Source organism: uncultured Nisaea sp. (assembly GCF_963974195.1).
Lineage (GTDB): Bacteria > Pseudomonadota > Alphaproteobacteria > Thalassobaculales > Thalassobaculaceae > Nisaea.
The window spans coordinates 34421-59969 of record NZ_CAXBDC010000006.1 but is presented as its reverse complement, the minus strand read 5'-3'; the positions used below and the strand labels follow the sequence as shown (position 1 = coordinate 59969).

At 59.3% G+C, this 25549-nt stretch carries 25 protein-coding genes; 17 read left to right on the top strand and 8 right to left on the bottom strand.

Annotated features, from left to right (window positions below):
- Positions 1-49: 49 nt before the first annotated feature.
- From AAC126_RS02715 to AAC126_RS02700, 4 genes are all read left to right on the top strand, one after another.
- Positions 50-898, top strand: coding sequence for a TauD/TfdA family dioxygenase (locus AAC126_RS02715; RefSeq protein ID WP_339849786.1), 849 nt, complete (start codon positions 50-52; stop codon positions 896-898).
- A gap of 147 nt (positions 899-1045) precedes the next feature.
- The gene (locus AAC126_RS02710) at positions 1046-1768 is read left to right on the top strand and encodes a transporter substrate-binding domain-containing protein (protein ID WP_339849784.1); all 723 of its coding nucleotides are present in this window, start codon (positions 1046-1048) and stop codon (positions 1766-1768) included.
- 86 nt (positions 1769-1854) lie between these two features.
- Positions 1855-3102 (top strand): aminotransferase class I/II-fold pyridoxal phosphate-dependent enzyme, encoded by a 1248-nt coding sequence (locus AAC126_RS02705; RefSeq protein WP_339849783.1) that lies wholly within the window; start codon positions 1855-1857, stop codon positions 3100-3102.
- A gap of 461 nt (positions 3103-3563) precedes the next feature.
- Positions 3564-5072 (top strand): PAS domain-containing methyl-accepting chemotaxis protein, encoded by a 1509-nt coding sequence (locus AAC126_RS02700; protein ID WP_339849781.1) that lies wholly within the window; start codon positions 3564-3566, stop codon positions 5070-5072.
- Between the two features lie 12 nt (positions 5073-5084).
- On the opposite strand, the gene AAC126_RS02695 is transcribed toward AAC126_RS02700, so the two are convergent.
- Positions 5085-6071 (bottom strand): NAD(P)-dependent oxidoreductase, encoded by a 987-nt coding sequence (locus tag AAC126_RS02695; RefSeq protein ID WP_339849779.1) that lies wholly within the window; start codon positions 6069-6071, stop codon positions 5085-5087.
- 139 nt (positions 6072-6210) lie between these two features.
- Here AAC126_RS02695 and AAC126_RS02690 point away from each other — a divergent pair, with 139 nt between their 5' ends.
- Positions 6211-7110 carry an allantoinase PuuE gene (locus AAC126_RS02690; RefSeq protein WP_339849777.1) on the top strand — a complete coding sequence of 300 codons (900 nt, stop codon included), beginning with the start codon at positions 6211-6213 and terminating at the stop codon, positions 7108-7110.
- Positions 7111-7198: 88 nt separating this feature from the next.
- Here the strand turns inward: AAC126_RS02690 and AAC126_RS02685 are convergent, their stop codons facing one another.
- Positions 7199-7405, bottom strand: coding sequence for a hypothetical protein (locus AAC126_RS02685; RefSeq protein WP_339849774.1), 207 nt, complete (start codon positions 7403-7405; stop codon positions 7199-7201).
- A gap of 480 nt (positions 7406-7885) precedes the next feature.
- Between AAC126_RS02685 and AAC126_RS02680 the strand changes: the two genes are divergently transcribed.
- Positions 7886-8827: a division plane positioning ATPase MipZ gene (locus tag AAC126_RS02680; protein ID WP_339849772.1), complete on the top strand. Its 942-nt coding sequence runs from the start codon at positions 7886-7888 to the stop codon at positions 8825-8827.
- A gap of 56 nt (positions 8828-8883) precedes the next feature.
- Positions 8884-9288: a VOC family protein gene (locus AAC126_RS02675; RefSeq protein ID WP_339849770.1), complete on the top strand. Its 405-nt coding sequence runs from the start codon at positions 8884-8886 to the stop codon at positions 9286-9288.
- A 15-nt stretch (positions 9289-9303) separates the two neighbouring features.
- On the opposite strand, the gene AAC126_RS02670 is transcribed toward AAC126_RS02675, so the two are convergent.
- On the bottom strand, positions 9304-9789 hold the full coding sequence (locus AAC126_RS02670; RefSeq protein WP_339849768.1) for a GNAT family N-acetyltransferase: 486 nt from the start codon (positions 9787-9789) through the stop codon (positions 9304-9306).
- An 86-nt stretch (positions 9790-9875) separates the two neighbouring features.
- Here AAC126_RS02670 and AAC126_RS02665 point away from each other — a divergent pair, with 86 nt between their 5' ends.
- The 7 genes from AAC126_RS02665 (at position 9876) to AAC126_RS02635 (ending at position 16630) form a co-directional block, all read left to right on the top strand.
- On the top strand, positions 9876-10610 hold the full coding sequence (locus AAC126_RS02665) for a VWA domain-containing protein (RefSeq protein WP_339849767.1): 735 nt from the start codon (positions 9876-9878) through the stop codon (positions 10608-10610).
- Positions 10611-10635: 25 nt separating this feature from the next.
- Complete coding sequence (locus AAC126_RS02660; RefSeq protein ID WP_339849765.1) at positions 10636-11352, top strand: hypothetical protein; 717 nt, start codon at positions 10636-10638, stop codon at positions 11350-11352.
- Between the two features lie 103 nt (positions 11353-11455).
- Entirely contained in the window at positions 11456-12325 is an 870-nt protein-coding gene (gene galU, locus AAC126_RS02655; RefSeq protein WP_339849763.1) for a UTP--glucose-1-phosphate uridylyltransferase GalU, read from the top strand.
- Positions 12326-12340: 15 nt separating this feature from the next.
- Positions 12341-13669, top strand: coding sequence for a UDP-glucose/GDP-mannose dehydrogenase family protein (locus AAC126_RS02650; protein ID WP_339849761.1), 1329 nt, complete (start codon positions 12341-12343; stop codon positions 13667-13669).
- Complete coding sequence (locus AAC126_RS02645) at positions 13666-15048, top strand: phosphomannomutase/phosphoglucomutase (RefSeq protein ID WP_339849759.1); 1383 nt, start codon at positions 13666-13668, stop codon at positions 15046-15048. The genes AAC126_RS02650 and AAC126_RS02645 overlap by 4 nt, the downstream gene beginning before the upstream one ends.
- Before the next feature lie 140 nt (positions 15049-15188).
- Positions 15189-15668 (top strand): DUF2867 domain-containing protein, encoded by a 480-nt coding sequence (locus AAC126_RS02640; protein WP_339849757.1) that lies wholly within the window; start codon positions 15189-15191, stop codon positions 15666-15668.
- Between the two features lie 374 nt (positions 15669-16042).
- The gene (locus tag AAC126_RS02635) at positions 16043-16630 is read left to right on the top strand and encodes a hypothetical protein (RefSeq protein WP_339849754.1); all 588 of its coding nucleotides are present in this window, start codon (positions 16043-16045) and stop codon (positions 16628-16630) included.
- A 172-nt stretch (positions 16631-16802) separates the two neighbouring features.
- Here the strand turns inward: AAC126_RS02635 and AAC126_RS02630 are convergent, their stop codons facing one another.
- Positions 16803-18080, bottom strand: a complete 1278-nt coding sequence (locus tag AAC126_RS02630; protein WP_339849751.1) for a D-alanyl-D-alanine carboxypeptidase — start codon at positions 18078-18080, stop codon at positions 16803-16805.
- Positions 18081-18488: 408 nt separating this feature from the next.
- Between AAC126_RS02630 and AAC126_RS02625 the strand changes: the two genes are divergently transcribed.
- From AAC126_RS02625 to clpA, 3 genes are all read left to right on the top strand, one after another.
- On the top strand, positions 18489-19019 hold the full coding sequence (locus AAC126_RS02625; protein WP_339849748.1) for a phasin family protein: 531 nt from the start codon (positions 18489-18491) through the stop codon (positions 19017-19019).
- A gap of 340 nt (positions 19020-19359) precedes the next feature.
- A complete protein-coding gene (gene clpS, locus AAC126_RS02620) occupies positions 19360-19686 on the top strand; it encodes an ATP-dependent Clp protease adapter ClpS (protein WP_339849746.1) in 327 nt (108 codons plus the stop codon).
- 6 nt (positions 19687-19692) lie between these two features.
- Positions 19693-22011 (top strand): ATP-dependent Clp protease ATP-binding subunit ClpA, encoded by a 2319-nt coding sequence (gene clpA, locus AAC126_RS02615; RefSeq protein ID WP_339849744.1) that lies wholly within the window; start codon positions 19693-19695, stop codon positions 22009-22011.
- Positions 22012-22127: 116 nt separating this feature from the next.
- Here clpA and AAC126_RS02610 read toward each other — a convergent pair whose 3' ends face one another.
- The 4 genes from AAC126_RS02610 to AAC126_RS02595 all read right to left on the bottom strand — a co-directional run bounded on the left by AAC126_RS02610 (position 22128) and on the right by AAC126_RS02595 (position 25535).
- Entirely contained in the window at positions 22128-22316 is a 189-nt protein-coding gene (locus AAC126_RS02610) for a hypothetical protein (protein ID WP_339849742.1), read from the bottom strand.
- A gap of 142 nt (positions 22317-22458) precedes the next feature.
- Positions 22459-23646, bottom strand: coding sequence for a GNAT family N-acetyltransferase (locus AAC126_RS02605; RefSeq protein WP_339849740.1), 1188 nt, complete (start codon positions 23644-23646; stop codon positions 22459-22461).
- A 74-nt stretch (positions 23647-23720) separates the two neighbouring features.
- The gene (locus tag AAC126_RS02600; protein WP_339849739.1) at positions 23721-24188 is read right to left on the bottom strand and encodes a RidA family protein; all 468 of its coding nucleotides are present in this window, start codon (positions 24186-24188) and stop codon (positions 23721-23723) included.
- Positions 24189-24653: 465 nt separating this feature from the next.
- Positions 24654-25535, bottom strand: a complete 882-nt coding sequence (locus AAC126_RS02595) for a hypothetical protein (RefSeq protein ID WP_339849737.1) — start codon at positions 25533-25535, stop codon at positions 24654-24656.
- Positions 25536-25549 lie beyond the last annotated feature (14 nt).

Here is a 25549-nt window from a genome sequence, read left to right as displayed (position 1 = left end):
AAATACATGCAGGCATGCGGGGCCGTGTGTCCAAAAGACTGGCTGCCTTATGACTGTTCTGAAGAAACTCACCGGCTTCATCGGCGCGGAGATCGAGGGCCTTACGCTCTCCGAGACGATCTCCGGCGCCGATGCTGATTTCCTGAAAAAGAGCCTGGCGGAGCATCAGGTGCTTGTTCTGCGGGGGCAGTTCCTGACGCCGCCGCAACAGAAAGCGCTGACCCGTGTCTTCGGCCCGGCAATGCAGCTGCCCTATGTGGCGCCGCTGGAGGACGACCCGGAAACCATCGCCGTGCTAAAGGAAGCGTCCGAGGCCGGCGGGGGTGTCTTTGGCGGGGAATGGCATGCCGATTTCAGTTTTCTGGAGAACCCACCCGCGGGATCGGTGCTGAACGCGGTCGAGATCCCGGATGTCGGCGGCGATACGGTCTGGGCCAGCCAGGTGGTGGCTTACCAGTCACTGCCCGCCGCGCTCAAGTCGGTGGTGGATGGGCGAAACGCGGTGCATGTCGGCAAGCCCTACGGCGTCAAACACGCACCGCCATCGGAAACCCGGGCTAATGCCTCGATCCGGATGACCCGGGGTGACCCGGAGGCGGACCGGGAAATTTTCCATCCCGCTGTCATCACGGAGCCGATTACCGGCGCGAAAGCACTCTTCCTCAACCCGATCTACACCACGCGCTTCGACGGTATGACCGAAGAAGAAAGTCTGCCTGTTCTGCAGGAGATCTACCGGCATTGCACACGGCCCGATTTTTCCTGCCGGCATAAATGGCAGCCGGGGGATGTGGTGATCTGGGACAACCGGACGACGCTGCATTACGCGACGAACGATTATGACGGCCACCGCCGCTTGCTTTATCGCACGACATTTTCGGGTGCCGCGCCGACTTGAATTTCCGCTATGTCCCGGATTCCATTTGAATTTAAGAGATATGCGAGATTTCATCGCTATTTCCCCCGAATAATTTGAGCATTATAGTGTGACCAGTGTTGAGGCCTTTCAGGTCCGGTCGCATGTTCGCTGGGGAGTGAAACGAGGATGATCGATATCGAGGATTACGGGCTGACGGAGCCCGGCAAACTGAGAGCGGGCATCAATCTCGGAAATGTCTTGCTGGTGACCGGCAAGACGGAAACGGGCAACCCGTCGGGCGTCTCACCCGCCATCGCGGCGGCGATTGCCCGCAATTTCGGGTTCAGCGTTTCCTATTGCACTTATCCCTCGCCGGGCGCGGTGGCCGATGCGGTCGACGGGGACGAATGGGATATCTGCCTGATCGCCGAGGATCCGAAGCGGGCGGAGACCATCGAGTTTTGTGGCGCCTATGCCGAGATCGAGGCGACCTATCTGGTGCCCGCCGGCTCGAAACTGATGAACATTGAAGAGGTGGACAAGCCGGGTGTTCGGATCGCGGTGTCCGATCGGTCCGCCTATGATCTCTATCTCAGCCGTGCCCTGAAACATGCCGAGTTGAAGCGGGCTCCCGGATTGAAGGCGGCTTTTGAGTTGTTCCGTGATCAGAAGCTGGATGTCCTGGCGGGACTCCGTCCGGCCCTGCTGGAAAATGCGGCGGAGATGCCCGGCTCGAAGGTGTTGGCCGGGTCCTATACTGCGGTTCGTCAGGCGGTCGGTGTCAGGCCGGGAAATCCGGCCTTTGCCAAGGCGGTAAAGCGATTTGTCTCGGAATCCAGATCTAACGGACTGGTCGACGGGTTGATCAACGAATTCGGCCAACGTGGGCGGCTCTCGGTCGCGTCCTGAATGAAGCAGGACAATCCTGTTCTGGCCTCGAAACCGGCCTTCTGCTAGCGTCCGCTGCATCGCAACAGCCCAACCGGATCGAGCATATGTCCGACCTCGAAACCCTTTCCGCCGCCTACAAAAACCTGAAGTCCCGCAACCAGAATATCGACATGACCCGGGGCAAACCCTCGGCGGCTCAGCTCGATCTGGCGGCGGCCATGTTCGAGCTCGTCAGCAGTGACGATTGCAAGGGCGCGGACGGCACCGATTACCGCAATTACGGTATCCTCGCCGGGATCCCGGAAGCGCGGGCACTGTTCGCGGAGCTGATGGAGACGACGCCGGATCTGGTGATCGCGGGCGGTAACGGCAGCCTGCAGATGATGTATGACGCGCTTCTGGGTGCGGTTATGTTCGGTGTGCCGGGCGGCGACGGGCCCTGGAAAGGCGCGAAGTTTCTTTGTCCGGTGCCGGGTTATGACCGGCATTTCGCCATTTGCGAGCGGCTTGGCATCGAGATGATCCCGGTCGAGATGCTGGATGACGGGCCGGACATGGACGCAGTCGAGGCGCTGGTCGCCGAAGACGCCTCCATCAAGGGCATCTGGTGCGTGCCGAAATATTCCAACCCGACCGGTGCCGTTTATTCGGACCTGACGGTGGACCGGCTGGCGGCCATGAAATGCGCCGCGCCGGATTTCCGGATCATGTGGGACAATGCTTATGTGGTGCATCACCTGACCGGTGAGATTGCCTCGGTTAAAAATATCCAGAAGGCGGCTGACGCGGCGGGTAATGCGGACCGTATCCTGACTTTCGTCTCCACCTCCAAGATCAGCCTGGCCGGTGGCGGCGTGGCGGCAATGTCCGCCTCCAAAACCAACATCGACGATCAGCTGGAGCGGATGTTCTATTCCAGCATCGGCCCGGACAAGATCAATCAGCTCCGCCATGTCCGCTTCTTCAAGGACACGGCCGGCGTCGCCGCGCATATGGTCAAGCATGCCGCGATCATCGCGCCGAAATTCGCCGTTGTTGATAAAGCCCTGACCGCAGCGTTTGAGGGCACGGGGCTTGCCACCTGGACCAAGCCAGAGGGCGGTTATTTCGTCAGCGTGGATCTGTTGGACGGTTGCGCGGCCGAAACCGTGAAGCTCTGCGCCGAGGCAGGCGTGAAGCTCACGGCGTCCGGCGCCTGCTTCCCCTATGGCAAAGACCCGCGCGATCGGAATATCCGCCTTGCCCCGACCATGCCGACGGTGGACGAGCTGGAGCGGGCGATGGAGATTTTCTGCACGACGGCGAAGATGGTGTGCCTGAAAAAACAGGCTTCCGGACAAGCATCTGCTTAACAAACATCCTCTCATCAATGGAGTGCTTGCTCTTCCGCGCTCCATTGATGTTGACCTACGGGTTGATTGTTAATCATAGGTGTTTTTGTTTTTTCGAAAAAATGCGGCACCCGCAAGTTGTTGGCGCGGCAAGGAATTTTATTATCCTTGCTGGTGTTAACCGGATTTTTGGAATCCTTTCCGATTAAAATTAATATGCACACTCTTTTTGGTAAGGAGTTGTTTACGTTGTTACGACAATATCCAGGGACAACAGTTCGCTTGGTTCGCCAAATGCGATGTTGTGGGACCGATATAAATTTCAGCATCCGGGCCGGATAGCGTCACTGTTCGATTGGGGGGGCGTAAAGCTTCGAGCAGTAGGTGACTTGGCATGCACACTGCGTGTCCTGCGGTGTGTCTTGGTGTGTTGATTTGTGACGGTCTTTGGTTGGTGCGCATCCCTCTCTGGAAGGTTTCACATGTCTTTTTTTGGCCCCTCCTATAACAGCAGTAGCAATGGTCGTCTGGAGCTGGAGGCGATCAATCGGGCTCTCGACAAGTCTCTGGCGACGATCAAGTTCACGCCGGATGGCACGATCATTGGGGCTAATGAGAATTTTCTGGGCCTGATGGGCTATTCGCTCGATGAAGTCCGGGGGAAGCACCACAGCCTCTTTGTTGAGGCGGGTGAGCGTGAAAGCGAGGCCTACAAGACGTTCTGGCAGACGCTCGCTGAAGGTACTTTCATGCGCGCCGAGTACAAACGGGTCGGCAAGGGCGGCAAGGAAGTCTGGATTCAGGCCTCCTATAATCCGTTGCTGGACCGGCGCGGCAAGGTCTATCGGGTTATGAAGGTTGCCATTGATGTTACGGCCCGGAAGCTCGCTGATGCGGAAAAACGGGGGCAGATCGATGCAATCAGCCGATCCCAGGCCGTCATCGAGTTCGAGCTCGACGGTACAATCATCACTGCGAATGAGAACTTTCTGAATGCCGTGGGCTACAGCTTTGAGGAAGTGAAGGGGCAGCATCACCGCATTTTCGTCGATCCCAAGGAAGCGGAGAGCAAAGCCTACACGGACTTTTGGGCCCACCTGCAGGCCGGGGAATACAGTCAGGCGGAATACCGCCGGATTGGCAAGGACGGGAAGGAAATCTGGATTCAGGCTTCCTACAACCCGATCATGGATATGAACGGAAAGCCCTTCAAGGTCGTCAAATACGCGACCGATGTGACCGGGCAGGTGATGGCACGGATGCGCACCGAAAAGGTCGTGACCGTTGTGAATGACCGGATGGACACCATCGGCACCAAAGCTGAAACGGCCCGGATGAAAGTGAGAGCCGTTGCCGGAGCATCCGGTGAGGTGAGCGATGCCGTGAACGGTGTTGCTGCCGGCTCCGAGGAGCTTGACCAGTCCATTCAGGAGATCGCGAAAAACACCTCGATTTCGAACCAGCAGGTGGACCGTGCTCTTGACGAGATAAATTCCGCGGATACCTCCATTACGGAACTCAATACGGCGGCGGACGCGATGGGCGGGATCATCGGCCTGATCCAGGATATTGCATCGCAGATCAACCTGTTGGCCCTGAACGCGACGATTGAGTCCGCGCGGGCAGGAGAAGCCGGGAAAGGCTTTGCCGTGGTTGCCAACGAAGTGAAGGGACTGGCCAATCAGGTGGCCGAGGCGACCACGAAAATCTCCGACGAGATCGAGGGTATGCAGACCGTCTCACGGTCGGTTGTCGATGTTCTGGCGGTGATCAAAAACTCTATCAGTGAGGTGTCTCAAAGCGTTGCAGGTGTTGCCGGGGCCGTTGAAGAACAGGCCGCCGTCACCCGTGAGATTTCCCAGGGCATGCAGACCGTCGCCAGTTCCGTTCGGGAAATCGACAGCAGCATTGAAGAAATCCGTGAAGCGGTGAGGACAACCGATGTCGCGGCGAAGGAAGTCCGGGACGAGATGCAGAAACTGTCCGGGTAATCCGGATAGTTTCTATTTGAGCCAGTAATCTCCGTAGGTATCCGCCCATTTCTTGAAATCGGCAAAGCTGCGCTCCGGATTCAGGTCCGGAGACCAGCCGAGAGCCTCTTTCAACCGGGCGCTGACCAGGAGCTGACGGTCCGTGTCGCCATGCTGGTTCACCGTCGGCTCTTCTTCCGGTTTGGCGAGACGCCAGGAGAAATCCGGGTAGCCGCCGGCGAGAAGCGTGCACCAGTCCGCCGTGCTCCAGGCATCCGAGCAGCTGATATTGAAAACGTCGTAGGGGCGGCTTTCGCTGTTGATCAGGCGAACCAGGGCGTCGGCGATGTCGCGGCTGTAGGTCCAGTCCCGCATGTCCCGGTAACGCAGGGTGGCCTCGCCGCCCTTGAGTGCGATGAGGGAGGCCTGCATCTGCGGGCTCAGCGTGTCGCGCAACCCGCTATCCACTTCCCAGGGTCCAAAGACGCCGGAGAGGCGGACACTGAACATGTCCATGTCCCATAGTTCGGCCAGCCTGCGGATGATGCATTCCGACGCGAACTTCGTCGTTGAATACATATTGTGCGGCCAGGCCGGTAGGTCTTCCGAGAGCGGTTTGTCGCCGAAGGCCGTCGTGCCGTAAGCGGCGGTGGAGCCGACATTGATCACCCGCTTGAGGCCGGCGTCCCGCGCGGCTTCCAGCGCGGCGGTGAAGCCCATCAGGTTGACCTCCAGAATGGAGCGCGGTGCATTCGCGTCCCGTTCCGGTCCGGCGGTGATGGCGGCGGCACAGAACATGCGGTCCACCTTGTTTTCTGTCAGCGCGGAGAGAATGGCGCCGTCCTTGAGCGCGTCACCCACCACCTCGACGGCGGTGCCTGGATGCGTGGCGAAGGCCCGCTTCGCGGCGGCCGGGATCGGGCGGCGGTCGAACACCACGATGGTCTCACCCTTCGCCAGAAGAGCTTCCGCGATGTTGAGGCCGACAAAGCCCGCGCCACCCAAAATCAGGACCGCCATTTATCTTTCTCCGCTCACCTGTTGATCTACCCGGATGATCCTAATGCGGGCGGCGGGATTGCCAAGAACTTCCAAAGGCATCGCACCCTGCGCGGCGGCGCGTTAGTCTGACCTGTGAACATTCGGGGAGTGAGAAACCATGACGGCATATCCGCGCGATCTTGTGGGCTACGGAGCCAATCCGCCGGATCCGCGCTGGCCCGGCGGGGCACGGTTGGCGGTGAATTTCGTCGTGAATATCGAGGAAGGGTCGGAATATTCCATCCCGGACGGCGATGGTTTCTCCGAGGCCAGCCTGACGGAATCGCCGGACTCGCCAACGGGGCCGGGCAGCCGTGATCTTGCCGCGGAATCCATGTTCGAATATGGCAGCCGGGTCGGTTTCTGGCGCGTGTTGCGGCTGTTTCAGGAACGGCAGATGCCGGCGACCTTCTTCACCTGCGCGCTGGCGGTTGAACGTAATCCGGAACTTGCCGAGGCGATCCGGACGTCCGGATTCGATATCTGCTGCCACGGCTGGCGCTGGATCGAGCATTTCAAGCTGTCCCGCGAAGAAGAGCAGGACCATATCCGGCGGGCGATCGACTCCCTGAAGAGAACCGTCGGCGAGCGGCCGCTCGGCTGGTACTGCCGGCACGGTCCGGGCGAGGCGACGCGGGAGCTGCTGGTGGAAGAGGGCGGCTTTCTCTATGTCAGCGATGCTTATAATGACGAGCTGCCTTATTGGGTCGAGGTCGGCGGCAACCCGCATCTCGTCGTGCCGTATTCACTCACCCATAATGATTCGAAATTCTCCCGTGGCTGGCTCAATACCGGTCAGCAGTTCTTCGAGTTTATCCGGGACGGGTTCGACATGCTCTATGCGGAGGGGGCGACCCAGCCGAAAATGATGTCGATCGGTCTGCACACCCGGCTCATCGGCCATCCGGCGCGGGCGGCCGGGCTGGCGCGGCTGCTCGACTATATCAAGGGTTTCGATGATGTCTGGGTGACGGGGCGGCTGGATATTGCCCGGCACTGGCGGGAGCATCACTCGTGATGATTCCGCCAGCCTGACGCCATCCCGTTATTTCTGGGTTAGTTCATTGTGGTTCCGGCACGGGGCGCGGAACCGCTCCGCCCCGGGATCAATGAACCTCTTCTTCCCAGTCCCGCCTGCGTATCAAAACCGGCTCGCAGCTCGGCTCTTTTGGCAAGAAGACCCAAAGGCCAACCTCGGGCGAGTGGGGGTCGTCATACCCGTCGGCTTTGCTGATTGTACCGACGCGATCATAGAGCAGCTCATGAATATCGCCGGTATACCGAGCGGTCCGGTGTTCCATCGTCAGATTCATCCTAACCTCCCGTACCTAAAGGGCACATTCAGTTGACGAAAAAGCAGGCGGGAGGTGAAGTCTTCGTTGCCTTAAAAATATTCAAAAAAAAGAAAATTCAGCGCTGGACATGGCTGCAGGCTGCCGCGCGGCTCTATTTTCGTAAAAACGGGCAAAATAGCGCAATAAGCCATTATTTTTATGCAGAAATATGGTTTTAAGGCTCGATAAGTGTGTTCTGCATATTTTATGGAGACAAATTGTGCGGGCCTCATTTTAGAGGGGCTGCTCACGGGGATTCTCGCCGGGACGAATGCGTGCCGTGTCTGTTTGCTCCCTGCTGCCGAATATGCGGGCTATAATGTGAGCAAAATGTGGCTAATAAGGTACTTCTGAAATATTGAGCCATGGATATCGATGTATTCGCCTGTGCCGCTTCGCTCTTTACGCCGCCAGGGACCGGATATAAGAACCGAAGGCATTTGTTCGCGAGGTACTGACGTGACCGACCCATCTCCGGATACCGGCGCCAAGGCGCGCGCGCCCCTCGGCGCCGACGATCCGGCAACGGTTATTGTTTTCGGCAATGAAAAGGGTGGCTCCGGTAAATCGACCGGCTCCATGCATGTGACCGTGGCCTTGCTCCGGCTCGGCTTCAAGGTCGGCTCCATTGATCTCGACATGCGGCAATGGACATTGACCCGCTATCTTTCGAACCGCGCGGGGACGATGAAGAATGATGGCATTTCGATGCCGATGCCCGTGCATGTGTTTCTTTCCCGCAGCGACAAGCCGAACCGCAAGGAAGCAGAGGCGGAGGACCGGCAACGGTTCGAGGCTGTTCTGAAGAAGCTGCGCGCCGAGTCAGATTTCGTGGTGATCGATTGCCCTGGCACGGACACCTATGTTGGCCGGCTCGCGACAGGGTATGCGGACAAGCTGGTCACGCCGCTGAATGACAGCTTCGTCGATCTCGACATGCTGGCTAACGTCGACGGCAAGACCGGTGAGATCATCAAGCCGAGCGTCTATTCCGAGATGGTCTGGGAAGCCCGCAAGCAGAAAGCGGCCCGTGACGGCGGCACGCTCGACTGGATTGTGATGCGTAACCGTCTTTCCAGCCTCGCGGCCCGTAACAAGCAGGAAATGGAGCGCGTGGTCGGTCTGCTGGCAAAGCGGATCGGCTTCCGGGTGGCGCCCGGCTTCAGTGAGCGGGTGATCTTCCGTGAATTGTTTCTGCGCGGCCTGACCATGCTGGATGTTTTCGAGATCGGGGACAGCGGCAAACCGCAGCTTTCCCATGTTGCTGCCCGCCAGGAAGTGCGCGGCCTGCTGAATTCCCTGCAACTGCCGAACCGGGTTCCGACACCACATTCCAGTGAGCCGAATGACGAGGCCGTCGAGACGCCGCCGGTTATGGGCGACAAGGGTCACGAAGAGTAGGGGGGCGCTTCCCCGGATTTCATGTTCGGCATTTGCCGCAAGAATGGAGCGCTTTCGTGAGTGTGACCACCGGACTGAATCACCTGGGCCTGTCCGTCCGTGATCTGGACGAGACCACCCGGTTCTTTGTCGATGTGCTCGGCTGGGAAGAGGTGGCGCGTGACGAAAGCTATCCGCGTAATGCCGTGACGGACGGAACCTTGCGCCTGACGCTTTGGCAGGTCGATCACACGCTGGACGTGGCCGGTTTCGACCGGCGGGCGAATATCGGTCTGCACCACCTTGCCATCGAGGTGCCGGACGAAGATGTCTTGCATGCCACCGCCGCGCGGGTACGGGACTGGCCGGGAGTGGAAGTCGAGTTCATGCCGGAATTTATGGGTAAGGGGCCGAGGAAGCACATGATGTTTCGCGAGCCGGGCGGTATTCGCCTGGAGCTGGTCTGGCCGGGCGCCGTGTAGGCGGTCAATACCGGCTCAGCGCCAGCGCGACTCGGCCGCCATCTCGTTCAGTGTCAATCCGCTAAGCTCGAAATCCGCAGCCTGATACTGCCGGCTACCAATATGGTTATAGAATTCGATGGCAACCGAATTGGTCGGCAGGGATTGCCAGACCACCCAGGATCCGCCGCGTGCAATGGTTTCCGCTGCGACGGCGCCGATCAGCGCGCGTCCGGCACCGATGCCGCGGGCCCGGTCGTCGACATAGAGGTCGAGCATGTGAATGCCCGGTGTGCCGAGGCCGATATTAAAGCTGTTGATGAAGATGGTGTAGCCGATCAGATCGGCATCCCTCTCCGCGACGATACCGTCGAACCGCTTGTGTTCGCCGAAGCCGTACCGGATCACATCCGACGCATCGAAGGGCGGCGGCGGCATGCCTTCATGGGCTGACAGGGCGGCAGCCATCTCCGCCACGCGCTCTGCATCCTTTTCCTGAAGTGCCCTGACCTGGAACTCCATTATGATCTCCCTCATGATGCGGGTTGGAAACCTCGGGCTGTGATGCAACATAATGCTAAAGCCTTGAGGAAAGTGAAGTAGCGAAGATGACCACGCGAAAAAAGAGTGGTGGGATTGTCAACAAACCGGCAGCGGGACCGGTTTCGTCCCAATCCGATATCGATGCTTTTGTGCGCCGGGTCCGTACGGCCCCCGCCGCCGTTACGGCGGGTCGTCCGGGACGGCTTCTGTTCGCGATGGACGCGACGGCCAGCCGGGAGCCTTCCTGGGACAGGGCCTGCCAGCTACAGGGCGAGATGTTTTCGGAAACGGATGCCCTTGGGGGGCTTGCCGTACAGCTCGCCTATTATCGCGGCTTTGGTGAATTCAAGGCCAGCGCCTGGCTGACGGATACCAAAAAGCTGCTGCGCGAGATGACCGGCGTCTTTTGCCTTGGTGGTCAGACCCAGATCGACCGTTTGCTTGGTCACGCCATCGCGGAGACCGGCAAGGAAAGAGTGCAGGCGCTGGTGTTCGTGGGCGATGCCTTTGAAGAGGATATCGACGTTGTCTGTCATCGTGCCGGTGAACTTGGTGTCCTCGGGGTTCCGGTCTTTATCTTTCATGAAGGCGGCGATCCGGTCGCGCGGCGCGCTTTCGAGCAGATTGCCCGGCTGACCAAGGGGGCGTGCTGCCCGTTCGATGGCAACAGCGCCCAGCAGCTCCGTGACTTGCTGGGGGCTGTCGCGGTTTATGCTGCTGGAGGCCGCAAGGCCCTGCAGGATTTCTCGTCGCGGCGTGGTGGGGCAGCGCTGCAGCTGACCCATCGTTTCGGTAAATGACAGCGCCCGGCGGGAGGAGAGCCACGTGCAGTTTCTGATACTGGGCGGCAGCCTGTTGGTCGGGCTCGGTCTGATTGGCTACTGGTTCGTCAATGCGGATCCGGCCAAGATCCGGGCGTCGGCGAAATGGGTCGGCCTCGGTCTGCTTGGCCTTCTGGTCGTCGCGCTGATTTTTTTCCGGCGTTTCGACTGGTTGATGTATGCGGGCTTGATTGGACTTCCCATGCTCATGCGGGCCGGCGCCCTTTTCCGCCGTTTCCGGAACGCGGTGAAGATGGCGCGCGGCCCATCCTCCGGGCAGAGCAGCTCCGTGCGTACCGAGACACTGGACGTCACCCTCGATCATGACAGCGGCGCTGTGGAGGGCGAGGTGCTGCGCGGCCGGTTCCGGGGCGCCAGGCTTTCCGATCTGACATTGGAGGACCTGCTCGAGCTGCTGCGGGATTGCGAGCGGAACGATCCGCAATCCCTCGCGGTGCTGGAAAGCTATCTCGATTCCCTGCACGGAAACGAGTGGCGGGACAGGGCCGGAGAGGGGGGAGGGCATGCGGAAGCCGCCTCCGATGGAACCATGACGCGTGCGCGCGCGTTAGAGATTTTGGGACTGGAAGACAACCCGGAACCGGCCGCGATTCGGGAAGCTCATCGCCGATTGATGATGGTCAATCACCCCGACCGGGGCGGATCCGATTACCTTGCAGCCCAGATCAACGAGGCGAAAGACGTTCTGCTCGGCTCTTGAGCCAAGCGATCCTTGCGGTTTTCGCCGGTTATGTGCCAATAACGGAGCCCCTTGCCGGTCATCATGGCGGGTGGCGACCCAAGCAACGAATCGAGGTTCAGATATGCCAGTACCAGTTCGGAAGGCGATCTTTCCGGTTGGGGGGCTTGGTACGCGTTTCCTGCCTGCAACCAAGTCGATGCCGAAGGAAATGCTCCCGGTTGTCGATAAACCGCTTATCCAGTACGCCGTCGAGGAAGCCCGTGCCGCCGGAATCGAGGAGTTCATCTTCGTCACCGGCCGGGGAAAGTCCGCGATAGAGGATCATTTCGATCATGCGTTCGAGCTGCAATCCATGCTCGGAGACCGCGGTAAGAAAGAGGCGCTGAAGGTTGTCGAGGCGACGATTCCGCAGCCCGGCCAGTTTTCCTATACGCGCCAGCAGGAACCGCTGGGGCTTGGTCATGCCGTCTGGTGCGCCCGGAACTTCGTCGGCATGGAGCCTGTTGCCGTTCTGCTCGCGGACGACCTTATCCTGAATGGCAAGGGGTGCCTGAAGCAGATGGTCGACGCCTATAACAAGGTCGGCGGAAACATGGTCGCGGCCATGGAAGTCTCGCGCGAGGAAACCCAGTCCTACGGCGTCATTACGCCTGGCGAGGTCAACGACCGCCTGATCGAGGTGCGCGGCCTTGTGGAAAAGCCGAAGCCGGAAGAAGCGCCGTCCAATTATGCGATTATCGGCCGCTACATTCTGCAGCCGAAGGTGTTCGAGGATCTGGCGCGTTTCGAGAAGGGCGCCGGGGGAGAAATCCAGCTGACGGACGCAATGGCGCGGCAGCTCGGCTTGCAGCCTTTCAATGGTTTCCTGTTTGAAGGCCATCGCTTTGACTGCGGCAACAAGGCCGGGTTCCTTGAAGCGAATATCGCCTATGCTCTCGACCGTCCGGACATGGCCGATGCCGTCCGGAGCTTTTTGAAGAATTACGCCTGATAACGGAGCGAATTCATGCGTATTGCCATGATCGGTACGGGCTATGTTGGCCTGGTATCCGGAGCCTGCTTTTCGGAATTCGGTAACGACGTCGTCTGCGTCGACAAGGACGAGGTGAAAATCTCCCGTCTCGACCGCGGAGAAATTCCGATCTTCGAGCCGGGCCTGGATGATCTTGTCGCCAATAATGTGCGGGCCGGACGCCTGACCTTCACCACGGACCTGACCTCGGCGGTCAGGGACGCGGATGCGGTGTTCATCGCCGTCGGCACGCCGACACGGCGCGGCGACGGGCATGCGGATCTTTCCTATGTCTATGGCGCGGCGAAAGAGATCGCCGAGGCGATGGACGGCTATACTGTTGTTGTCACGAAATCGACGGTTCCTGTCGGCACCGGCCGTGAGGTCGAGCGGATCATTCGGGAGGCCCGGCCGGACGTTGAATTCGACGTTTGCTCGAACCCGGAATTCCTGCGCGAAGGGGCTGCGATCACCGACTTCATGCGGCCTGACCGGGTGGTGATCGGCACGGAGAGCGAGCGCGCTCAGGAAGCGATGCGGGAAATCTACCGGCCGCTCTATCTGATCGAGACGCCGATCGTCTTCACCTCGTTGCAGACCAGCGAGCTGATCAAATACGCGGCGAACACCTTCCTCGCCACCAAGATCACCTTCATCAATGAAATCGCGGATCTATGCGAGCAGGTCGGCGCAGATGTGCATGACGTGTCGCGCGGTATCGGTCTCGATGGCCGGATCGGCCGCAAGTTCCTGCACCCTGGTCCCGGCTACGGCGGCTCCTGCTTTCCGAAAGACACGCTGGCGCTGGTCAAGACCGCGCAGGATTACAAGGCGCCGTTGCGGATCGTCGAGACGGTTGTCGACATCAACGACAAGCGCAAGAAACAGATGGCGGACAAGGTTATTCAGGCCTGTGGCGGTTCCGTTTCGGGCAAGACCGTTGCTGTCCTTGGTCTGACCTTCAAGCCGAACACGGACGATATGCGGGACAGCCCGAGCCTCGACATCATCCCGGCCCTGCAGGCCGCCGGTGCCACGGTGAAGGCTTACGATCCCGAAGGCATGAAGGAAGCACGTCAGATGCTTCCCGATGTCGAGATGTGTGACAATGCCTATGCGCCGATCGATGGAGCCGATGTCGTTGTGCTCATTACCGAGTGGAACGAGTTCCGTGCTCTTGATCTGAAGCGCGTGAAGGGATTGCTCAAGGAGCCGCTGATGGTCGATCTGCGCAACGTCTATAATCCGGAAGATATGGCCGAGGCCGGCTTCACATATGTCTGCGTTGGACGCAGCACGGTCGATGCGAAGGTGTCGGCATGAGTGCGCATCGGTTCCTGCCGACGATCCTCCGGGAGTATGACGTTCGCGGTGTTGTCGGCGAGACGCTGAGCACCGACGATGCGAGGGCTCTTGGCCAGGCCTTTGGCACCCGGGTCATCCGCAATGGCGGTACCAAGGTGTCCGTCGGCCGTGACGGACGGCTGAGCTCGCCGGAGATGGAAGCGGCCGTGGTCGAGGGACTGATGGCGGCGGGGATCTCCGTCACCCGGCTCGGCGGCGTTGCCACACCGATGCTCTATTATTCGGTCCATGCCCTCGAGACCGATGGCGGGATCATGATCACCGGCTCGCATAACCCGCCAAGCCACAACGGCTTCAAGATGATGATGGGCAAGGGGCCGTTCTTCGGTGCCGACATCCAGGATCTCGGCCGGATCGCGGCTGAAGACGATTTTGAAAGCGGAGAGGGATCGGTCGAGGATGTCGAAATCCTTGACGATTATGTCAACCGCCTGCTGCGGGACGTGAACCTTGGCCGTCAGTTGAAGATTGTCTGGGATTGCGGAAATGGCGCGGCCGGCCCGTCGGTCAACGAAGTCTGCATGCGGCTGCCTTCGAACCACAAGGTGCTGTTCCCCGAAGTCGACGGAACCTTCCCGAACCATCATCCGGACCCGACCGTACCCGAGAATCTTGAGGATCTCGTGGCCATGGTGCTGGAGCGCGGTGCAGATCTCGGGATTGCCTTCGATGGCGACGGTGACCGCATCGGCGTCATCGACGACAAGGGCCGGGTACTCTGGGGCGATCAGCTTCTGACGGTGCTTGCGGAAGACGTGCTGAAGGAAAATCCGGGCGCAACCATCATTGCCGACGTGAAGGCAAGTCAGGTGCTGTTCGACAAGATCGCGGAATTCGGTGGCCAGCCGCTGATGTGGAGGACCGGCCATTCCCTGATCAAGACCAAGATGGCGGAGACGGGCGCACCGCTGGCCGGTGAGATGAGCGGCCATATCTTCTTCAAGGATCGCTATTACGGCTTCGACGACGCGCTCTACGCGGCTGTCCGGCTGATAGAGGGGTTGAGCCACCGGGACGAGCCGCTGTCGGCCATCCGGGATGCTCTGCCGCAGGTCATGAACACGCCGGAAATGCGCTTCCAGTGCGACGACACTCGCAAGTTCGACGTGGTGGTTGAGGTCAAGGACTGGCTCTCCGGCCAGACCGGCATCGAGGTGTCCGACGCGGACGGGGTCCGGGTCAACACGCCGGACGGCTGGTGGCTGCTGCGCGCCTCGAACACGCAGGACGTGCTGGTGGCCCGTTGCGAGTCCCAGACCGAGGTCGGGCTGGAACGGTTGAAAGGCCAGCTCAGGGATGCGCTGACGGCTGTTGGTGAGACTCCGCCGGACATCTGAGCGGGGCAACCGAAGTCACGGCCAGAGAAGCCCGTAACTCAATAGAAGCCCGCAATTCAATTGCTGGATCGGGAAATGGTCTCAAAGGTAGGTGGCATGGCAGTGAATGCGGTCTCGACCGCGTGCGGGTCCTTCAGGCGATGAGATCGCTTACGAGGGTCATCGCTTCTCCATTGCCGGCCGGAAGCCGTCTTCACGAGCGTATCGCGCCATCCGATTTTCTGGATTGTTTCTCGGTCGCTTCGAAGATGCCGCCAAGACGGGCGGCTGAGATCATTGTCGATTTTCCCGGATGGGCGCGGGCCTTGCTGCGTTTGCGAAAGATCCTGACCAGCCCGTTCGGTTTGTCGGCCGATGGCCCGGACGCTTCCGACAAGATGGGGATGTTCCCCGTGGAAGTGGAAACCAGTGCGGAGCTGATCGCCGGTTTTAACGACCGCCATCTTGATTTTCGTATTTCGGTCTTCAGTGCAGAAGACAGGGTGTCATTAGCCACCTGGGTGCATCCGCACAATGTTGGAGGCCGCCTTTATTTAGCGGCCATCATGCCGTTTCACGTCCTTGTTGCGCGGAACGCCCTGGCTCGGGTTGCCGGAATAACCGATCCCGCCATTCGATAAGGAATTTGGCGCCGGGCCGGTTTGCTGAAGGCGGCTTCAGGATACCCGCGATTCAGCCCGCGATCATAACGCATAGCCATCCGGCATCTAGTATCCGGCATGTGACGCGGATCGCCTTCCGAAAATATCTCACCCCGTGACTCTCAAGAGGGCACAGGGTTTTTCAGGATTTACCTCCTCCCTGCCGGCACACCCCTGGAACCTTCTGATCATTCCAAGCGTTTCTTCTGTATCGCGCAAACAGCGGACCAAACTGGAGAATAAAAATGCATGGGATCATTTATCTTGTCGGTCTTGTCGTCATCGTCATGGCGATCCTGTCCTTTCTGGGTCTCGGATAAGACCTCTGTAACAATTGTCGGAAGGATAGAGAAATGACAGAACGGACTGAAACACTCACTCAGGCATCAGCTCCTGCTTTTGCTCATGAGGGACATTATGTCGACTGGTCGTCGATCCTTGCCGGCGCAGTTGTTGCCTCGGGGATCGCGTTTGTGTTCACGACATTCGGTGGGGCCGTCGGCCTCACACTGTCGTCACCCTATGACGGCGACGGGTCCGCGGTCGCGGCCTTCGTCGCGGTCGGACTGTGGATGTTGTGGACCACCATCTCAAGCTTCATGGCCGGTGGCTATATCGCGGGCCGTATGCGGCGGCGCATCGATAAGGCGAGTGCCGATGAGGTCAGTGTTCGTGACGGTATCCACGGCCTGGCAGTGTGGGGTGCGGCCATTTTGCTCGGCGTTTTCCTTCTGGACCCGGCTGTTCAGGCCAGTGCCTCCGCCGCAAGCGTGGCTGGAGATGTGACGGGCGAAGCCGCGCGGAAATACTCGATTATCTCCGCTTTCGTGCTGGCGGCATCGCTGATGATCGCCGGGGCTGCAGCCTATTGGGCCGCTGGTGTTGGCGGACAACACCGGGACGAAGGGCGCGCTTTTGTCCATTTCGGTCGCTGGACCTAGGAGGGCAAGGACATGAGAGCAATACTTCTGTGGCTGATTGGCGTTCCGATATGGGTCATCATATTGCTGGCGCTGCTGACCTAAAAACCTGAACAACACAAAGGCACCGCTCCTGAAAAGGGCGGTGCCTCTGCGTGTGGCGTATTGAAGAGTTGTTCGGGTAGCGGCCCGGTTAGTCGCCGGCCGGGATGGTGGCGACTTCGAGGCCTTCGCTGCCCGGGACAGGGACACAGGGCACGTGCTTGCGGGCCAGAAGGGCGCAGGCATTGCGGGCGCCGGCCTCGCTCAGGCCTGTGATGCGGGAGCGGTAGACGGTGCCGTGGTCACGGGTCACGCGCTCGACGGAATCAATCGACCCCTTCAGTGCTGCCTTCAGATAGGTGCGGGCTGTGCCGATCATCGCTTCGGCGGGACCCTTGCTTGAATAAGCGCCGACCTGGATACCCCAGTCGCGGTCCGAGCTGCTGGGCGTGGGCTGCAGGGACGCTTCGGTTTGCAGGGTGTCCGTGCCTGCCTGCAGGGCGGCGGTGTCGCTTATGACTGTCTGTGCCGCGGCAAGCTGGATCGTGCCTTTATCGTCAAAGGCAGGACGGGCGACCGGGATCGGTGCGGGCGACCGGTTGCGGGCAATCAACTCCGCCTTTTTGAAGCCACGATTGAGGAGTGAGATCATGTGCCGGTCACGGGATTTGGCAGTTCGGCCGCCAAACACCACGGCGATCAGATGCCTGCCATTCTGGTGAACGGAGGAGACGAGATTGAAGCCGGAGGCACGGGTATAGCCCGTCTTGATACCGTCGGTTCCCGTGTAACGGCCAAGCAGGTTGTTGTGGTTACCGTAGGTGCGGCCGTTATAGGTGAATTTTTTGGTCTGGAAGAAGTGGTAGTATTGCGGAAAGTCACGCTGGATGCGGAGACCGAGCTTGGCCATGTCGCGGGCGGTGCTTTTCTGCCGGCGGTTGGGCAGGCCGGAGGCATTCCGGAAACTGGTCTTGGTCATACCGAGTTCACGTGCCCGCTTGGTCATCGCCACGGCGAAATTGACCTCGCTCTTCTCCAGATGCTCGCCGATAACGGTGGCAACGTCGTTCGCGGAGCGGGTGACCAGCGCCAGGATGGCGTCCTTGACGGAGATACGGTCGCCATACCGCAGGCCGATATTGGTTTGCGGCTGACCGGCGGCACGTTTGGAAACCTTCATTTTGGTTTCCAGCGTGACCTTGCCGTGCTCCATGGCGTCGAAAAGCATGTAAAGGGTCATGATTTTCGTCAGCGATGCGGGATAGTTCCTGGTGTCGGCGTTCTTGGCGTAAAGAACGTCCAGACTGTCCGCGTCCATGACGAAAGAGGCATAGCGCGCCTCGGCGCTGCCAGCCGAAAGCCAGACCATCAGGCCGACGGTAAGGGCGCAGAAAACCTTGAAGGCTCGCCGTGTCGCGCAGTCCGCCATTTGCTCCCCCAATCTACCGCATTGCCAAACCGCAATACGGTTAAGCCCTATCGAAAACCGCTGAAATCTTATGTAAGAGCTTAGCTGTTGTCCATAACTGATTGAAACAAAATTAAAGATAGAGATCAACCATAGGGGAAAATTACCTGCTCTGGCAGTGGTCCTGAAGTCCGTATGGGCCGAGTCGACCTCTTGTACGGGGTGAAAATGAAAAAATGGTGCAGTGCACAAAAAATACACTTGACCTTTTCTCTGTAATTCCTATTTTACCGTGTATGTTGCAATGCAGCATGAGCCCAGACATATCCTGTTGAGTATGCGTGTCCAAGGGACATGCCTGCGGCCCGCCGGGGGAACTCCCGAGTTTTATCCCCCGAATTATGTCAACGATGCGCAAGGAGAGTGAAGATGGTTGCGAAGAAAACCACCGCTACCGCTGCTGCCGGCCAGGTTGAAGACGCGGTTGCAGCCGGCACGGAAACTGTCGAGGCGGCTGTGAAAGCGTCTCAGGACGTTGCCCAGAAAGGCTATGACCAGGCGGTTGAGCTTATGAAGGAACATGCCGAGAAGGCCCAGAAGGCCCTCTATGGCGGCTATGATGAATATGCGTCGCTCGGCAAAGCCAATTACGATGCCTACATCACGGCGATGAACACCTGGTCCAAGGGCTTTGAGGCCATCGGCAAAGAGCTCTATGCCTTCGGTCAGGAAAGCGTTGAGGTCTCCGTCGAAACCGGCAAGACCGTGATGACCTGCAAGACCGTCAACGATCTGATGGAACTGCAGAACGACGTGACCAAGAAAAGCTATGACAAGGCCGTCGGGGAAATCACCAAGATTTCCGAGATGTCCGTCAAGACAGCCAACGAAGCGATCAAGCCGATTCAGGCGAGCCTGACCGGCACCTTCGAAAAACTGTCGAAGCCGATTGCCGCCTAACAGGCTGCTTTCCATAGAACGAGCGGAAGCCCGGCTGTTTCAGCCGGGCTTTTTGCTTTCTGCCGACCCGATCCCGCCCGGTGAGCAAGAGGGCATGGCGGGAAGGGCTGGTGGAGAGGGTGACGGGGTGTTTTGGCGATCCGTTATCAGTAACGGTTTATCCGATTTAACCTTGCAACGGCTTGTGCTCGACACGAAATATCTGTCACCCTGTCCGCATTGGGCACAGTGCCTGGCTGAATTTTCGCCGGGGCTTTCTTCTGGTCCACGGCGGTTTAATTTAGCTTGTGCAGCATGTGAGACCGGCCCGGTGCGGTACGGGAGAGTTACGGTTCTGAAAATGAGTAAAGACGACGACAAGGTCGGTGACGGCACCAACACGGGCGTGGTTGTCAAGGCGCGCCCCAAAACCAAAAAACCGGCGATGTATAAAGTCATCATGCTGAATGATGATTATACGCCCATGGAGTTTGTCGTTCACGTTCTGGAAAGATTTTTCTCCAAGAATAGGGACGAGGCGACGACCATAATGATGCATGTCCACCAGCGCGGTGTCGGTATCTGTGGCGTTTATACCTACGAAGTCGCTGAAACGAAGGTGACCCAGGTGATGGATTTTGCCCGTCAGCACCAGCACCCGTTGCAATGCACTCTGGAAAAGGCTTGAGCAAAAATGTTGTCTAAAAATCTAGAGGAAAGCCTGCATAGAGCACTCGATCTCGCGAATGAGCGGAGCCACGAATATGCCACGCTCGAGCATTTGCTCTACGCATTGACGACCGATCAGGACGCCATTGCGGTGATGCGCGCCTGCGACGTTGATGTTGAGCGATTGCGCGGCGATCTTGCTGGCTATATCGACAATGACCTGATGAATCTGATCGGTGGTCAGGAAGAGGAAGCCAAGCCGACTGCCGGCTTCCAGCGGGTTGTCCAGCGGGCCGTGATCCATGTGCAGTCCTCCGGCCGGGCCGAGGTCACGGGCGCGAACGTTCTGGTTGCCCTGTTCTCCGAGCGGGAAAGCCATGCCGTCTATTTCCTGCAGGAGCAGGAGATGTCCCGTTTCGATGCGGTGAATTACATCTCTCACGGTATCGCCAAGGTACATGGCCAGACGGAGGCCCCCCGGGTCGACGGCGCCGAAGAGGATGCCAAGCAGGACACCGTGAACAAGAGTGGCAACGAGGCGCTGGACGCCTATTGCGTGGATCTGAACAAGAAGGCGATGGCGGGCAAGATCGATCCGTTGATTGGCCGGGAGTTCGAGGTCGAGCGTACCATCCAGATTCTCTGCCGCCGGACAAAGAACAACCCGCTTTATGTCGGTGATCCGGGTGTTGGCAAAACCGCGATCGCGGAAGGTCTCGCCCGCCGTATCGTCGACGGGCAAGTACCTGAAGTCCTGCAGAATGCGCAGATTTTCTCGCTCGATATGGGCTCGCTGCTGGCCGGAACCCGGTATCGCGGCGATTTCGAGGAGCGGCTGAAGGCCGTCGTTTCCGAGCTTGAGCGCAATCCGGATGCCGTGCTGTTCATCGATGAAATTCATACCGTGATCGGTGCCGGCGCCACTTCCGGCGGCGCCATGGATGCGTCGAACCTGCTGAAGCCCGCGCTTCAGTCTGGCGCCCTGCGCTGCATCGGCTCGACCACCTACAAGGAATTCCGGACCCATTTCGAGAAGGACCGCGCGCTGGTCCGCCGGTTCCAGAAGATCGATGTGAAAGAGCCGTCCATCGAGGACAGCATCAAGATCCTGAAGGGCCTGAAGCCGTATTATGAAGAGCATCACAAGGTGCGCTTCACGGCTGAGGCGCTGAAGACGGCCGTTGAACTCTCCGCGAAATATATCGGCGACCGCAAATTGCCGGACAAGGCGATCGACGTGATCGACGAAGTCGGTGCGGCGCAGATGCTGGTTGCCCCGTCCAAGCGGCGCAAGACCATCGGCGTGAAGGAAGTCGAGGAGATCGTTGCCAAGATCGCCCGCATCCCACCGAAGAGCGTGTCGACAGACGACAGGACCGTGCTGAAGAATCTGGAGCGGGATCTGAAGACCGTGGTCTTCGGGCAGGACGATGCGATTACGTCCCTGTCGACCGCGATCAAGCTCTCACGGGCAGGTCTGCGGGAGCCGGAAAAGCCGATCGGCAACTATCTTTTCTCCGGCCCGACCGGTGTCGGCAAGACCGAGGTGGCCCGCCAGCTGGCGAACGCGCTCGGCATCGAGCTCACCCGCTTCGACATGTCGGAATATATGGAGCGCCACAGCATCTCCCGTCTGATCGGTGCGCCTCCGGGTTATGTCGGGTTCGACCAGGGCGGTCTGCTGACCGATGCCGTCGACCAGAATCCGCATTGCGTGCTGCTGCTGGACGAGATCGAGAAAGCCCATCCGGATCTCTTCAACGTGCTGCTGCAGGTCATGGATCATGGCAAGCTGACGGACCATAACGGCAAGAATGTCGATTTCCGGAATGTCATCCTGATCATGACGACCAATGCAGGTGCCTCCGATCTGGCGAAGGAAGCCGTCGGCTTCATGCGCACGGAGCGTGAAGGTGACGATTCCGAAGCGATCAACCGGATGTTCACGCCGGAATTCCGGAACCGTCTGGATGCGATCATTCCGTTCCGCAACCTGACGCCGGAAACCATCTCCCGCGTGGTGGAGAAATTCATCATGCAGCTCGAAGTGCAGCTCTCCGACCGGGGCGTTACCATCGAGCTCAGCGATGCGGCCCGGAACTGGCTCGGCGAGAAGGGCTATGACCGTCTCTACGGAGCCCGCCCGCTGGCCCGGATCATTCAGGAGCACGTCAAGAAGCCTCTGGCCGAGGAACTGCTCTTCGGCAAGCTGGTGAAGGGCGGCCTGGTTCAGGTCGACCTGAAAGACGATAGCCTGACCTTCTCCTACCCGGATGAAGGCGGGGACAGCTCCGGTGGTGGCTCAAGCAAGGGCACGAAGAAAAAGCCCGAACTGGTCAGCTGATACATGACAGTGCCGGGGCCGGATATGGCCCCGGCACCCGATGGCGACAGAACATAAAAAAGGCCCGCGCAATCAATGCGCGGGCCTTTTTTATGTCGGTCCGTGGCCGGTGAGGCTCAGGCGGCCTTCAGGTAGCTGGCGGAGCCGTCGACAACAGCCTTCAGGGCGTCCGGGTCGATCCGGTAAGAGCCATTGGCGTTGGCGGCGATTTCGGCATGCCGGTCAACGAGGATGTGCATTTCGGCAGCGGTGAAGCCGTTCATTTCGGCAGCTTCGAGAAGCGTGAGGCAAAAGCGATCGCCCATGAATAAATCTCCCTGGATCTTGATTTGAAGGATGCGGACGGCGCCGGTTCGGCTGGCCAGTCAGCAAAGTACATGTTCAATATATTGCCCCATTCGTTAATTTTGCGTTGCACAAATTGCGAAGGTCAGCCATGCGCACGGATCAACCCTCGGAGCGGAACGGGGACTGATTTTCGAGGGCTTCTTTTTCATATGCCATCTGTTCCGTCTCCCGCCGGAGGAAGTCCCCGACCGCGTCACTGAAGGAGCGCGAAGGGATCAGGTGGCAGCTTCGGGTGTAGCGGGGCAGGTAGCCGCGCTGGATCTTGTGCTGTCCCTGCGCACCAGCCTCGACCCATTCAAGGCCGCGCTCGATGGCAAAATCGATGGCCTGGTAATAGCAAAGTTCGAAATGCAGGAACTTGAAGTCGGCGATGCAGCCCCAGTTCCGGCCATAGAGCGTATCGTCGCCGATCAGGTTGAGGGCGCCGGCGACGGGCGTGCCGTCCATTTCCGCGATCACCAGCAATACCCGGTCCGCCATGCGCGCGCCGAGCAGATCGAAGAAGGAGCGTGTCAGGTAGGCCGATCCCCACTTCCGGTCGCTGGTGTCCGTATAGAATTGGTAGAAGGCATCCCAGTGCCGGGGCTCGATGGCGGAGCCGGTGAGTTTGCGGATGGTGAGACCGGATTCCGCGGAGGCCTTGCGTTCCTTGCGGATCGCCTTGCGCTTGCGGGAGGACAGCGCATCGAGGAAATCACCGAAATGCTGGTAGCCGTCATTATGCCAGTGAAACTGCAGGCCGATCCGCTTCAGAAATCCGGCCTCTCCGAGGGCGTTCCACTGCGCTTCGGGCAGGAAGTTCACGTGCAGGGAAGAAACCTCGAACCGCCGCGTGATCTCGATCAGGCCGCCGATCAGGATGCTGTTGACCGCTTCCCGGTCCGCTTCCGGATGGCAGAGCAGGCGCGGCCCGGTCACGGGTGTAAAAGGAACTGCGGAAAGCAGCTTCGGGTAATAGTCGCCGCCGGCCCGCTCATAGGCATCGGCCCAGCCCCAGTCGAACACATACTCGCCCTGAGAGTGCCCCTTCAGATAGAGCGGGACGATCCCGGCGATACGGTCCTCGTCATCCGCATAGACCAGATGTTGTGGCAGCCAGCCCGTCTCGGCCTTGACCGAGCCGCTGTCTTCCAGCGCGGACAGGAAGGCATGGCTGAGGAACGGATTGGCCGCACCGGCGCAGGCGTCCCAATCGGCGGGGGCGATCTCATGGATGGAGCGGACGACCGATATGGCCGCCCGCGTTTCCGTACTGTTCTCACCGACAACATTCTCACCGTCTGGCACCGGTCCTCACCTTCCGTTGGTGTTGCTCTTGGAAGATTGTGCGCCGCAACGGTCAGTCAACCGTAATCGGCCGATCAGGCAAGCTCGATGACTGCCTCGACTTCGACGGCAACGCCGAGGGGCAGGGAGCCCGCACCGACAGCAAAGCGGGCGTGTTTGCCCTTGTCGCCGAAGACTTCGACCATCAGGTCGGACGCGCCGTTGACCACCATCGGGTGCTGCGTGAAGTCGTCCGTCGCATTGACGAAACCGCCGACTTTCACCACCCGCGCAACCTTGTCGAGATCACCGCCGCATGCCGCGCGTGCCTGGGCAATGATGTTAAGGGCACAGATCCGGGCGATTTTCTGCGCGTCCTCGGCCGTCATGTCCTTGCCGACCTTGCCGACGCCTTTCAGCTCACCGTTCCAGAACGGGACCTGACCGGAAATATAGAGTGTTTTCCCGGAAATCACGTATGGCACATAGTTGGCCGCAGGCGCGGCGGCGTTGGGAAGTTCGATTCCGAGTTCGGAAAGACGTGCGTCGATTACGCCGGCCATGGCTGACTCCTCTGGATTCTGGAATGATCTTGCGAATTGTCCTGACGGACGGCGCGAAGCATAGACAGTCACACCGGAGGCCGCTACTTTTTCCAAAAAGAGGGGTGCGCCAGAAAATGACGCACCCAGTAATCGGACGATAGAGGCTTCGTCCTTAGGAGCTTCACAGGGTAATCGGGGAGCGGGGATGGGAGAGTACCGCTCCCCGGTTTTCCATCGTTTGGCTGACGATGGAACTCTGGACCTTGAGGACTGAAGCTATGCCCTCACGGGTCCGCTACCAGGGGGGAGCTGCTCTAATATCAGCTCCGAAACTCAATATATAGTAGTTTAGGGTGTGCCGAACCGCAATAAGTATTTTTGCGGGCAATTTCGTGAAATATTTAAAACGATCTCTAATTAATGGTCGGTTACTGAAGTAACCTTCCCCTTATTAAGGATATATCGGCTGAGTCTTTGACTATATTAAATGTTGTTTTCTGATCGTGGGGCGGCCTTGATTTCGGAGAGGCTGGCGAACTCTCTGTAGGCGGAAACGCAGGACGCGTAATAGGTGTCGCTTTCGTAAGCTGCGCTGGATATCGCCCGCTCTACTTCCGCGATCGCATCACCGTCACTTTTCAGAAATTGCTCCGTGCAGACTTTTTGCCGTTTCGCCAGCTCATGCAGGACCGGTTGCGGCGGGGATGGGGCGGCTTTCAGAAAATCCAGGGCTGGCTGAAAGTTCCGGGACCGGGTGAGGGCGATCATCTGGTCCGATCCGGGAGCGAGGGATATCCCGCCGCCGGTACGATTGACGCAGATGATGGGGAAGAATGCGGCCACTCCCGGAAACGCGGTATTCGCGTAGCTGTCGCACTTCCAATAGGATTCCGCGATCCGGGCGAAATGAAAGAAATCGGACACCGAAACCATGCCGGACCTGGTGAGTGGCAGGATCTCGATCGACGGTTTCGCCGGATTGACGGTGTCGTTGGCGACATCGACATAGAATGTGCCGAACTGCATCGCATTCTGGAAATAGCTTTCCCGCAGAACACCCCAGATCTTGCGGCCGATGCCGCCGCCGCGAATGAAGCTGAGCAGGGCCAGGGATGTGGCGCACCGTGGCTGATGAATGTCGGCGACCAGCCGGTCATAGACCGCGTCACGAATTTCCCGGCACCGGCCGAGCGGGTAGGGTTTGCCGCTGAAGTCAGGGAATTGCGGCGCAAGCATGGCGTCGACTTCCCGGCGCAACCGCCCGAGATAGTCCATGAAAGCCGGAACGTCGATGTGGGTCTTGCTCAGGGAGCGTTGCCTGGCGTCAGGGGCCATCGGTTGCTGGGGAAGCAGTTCTGCCGCCATGGGAGTGATCCGTG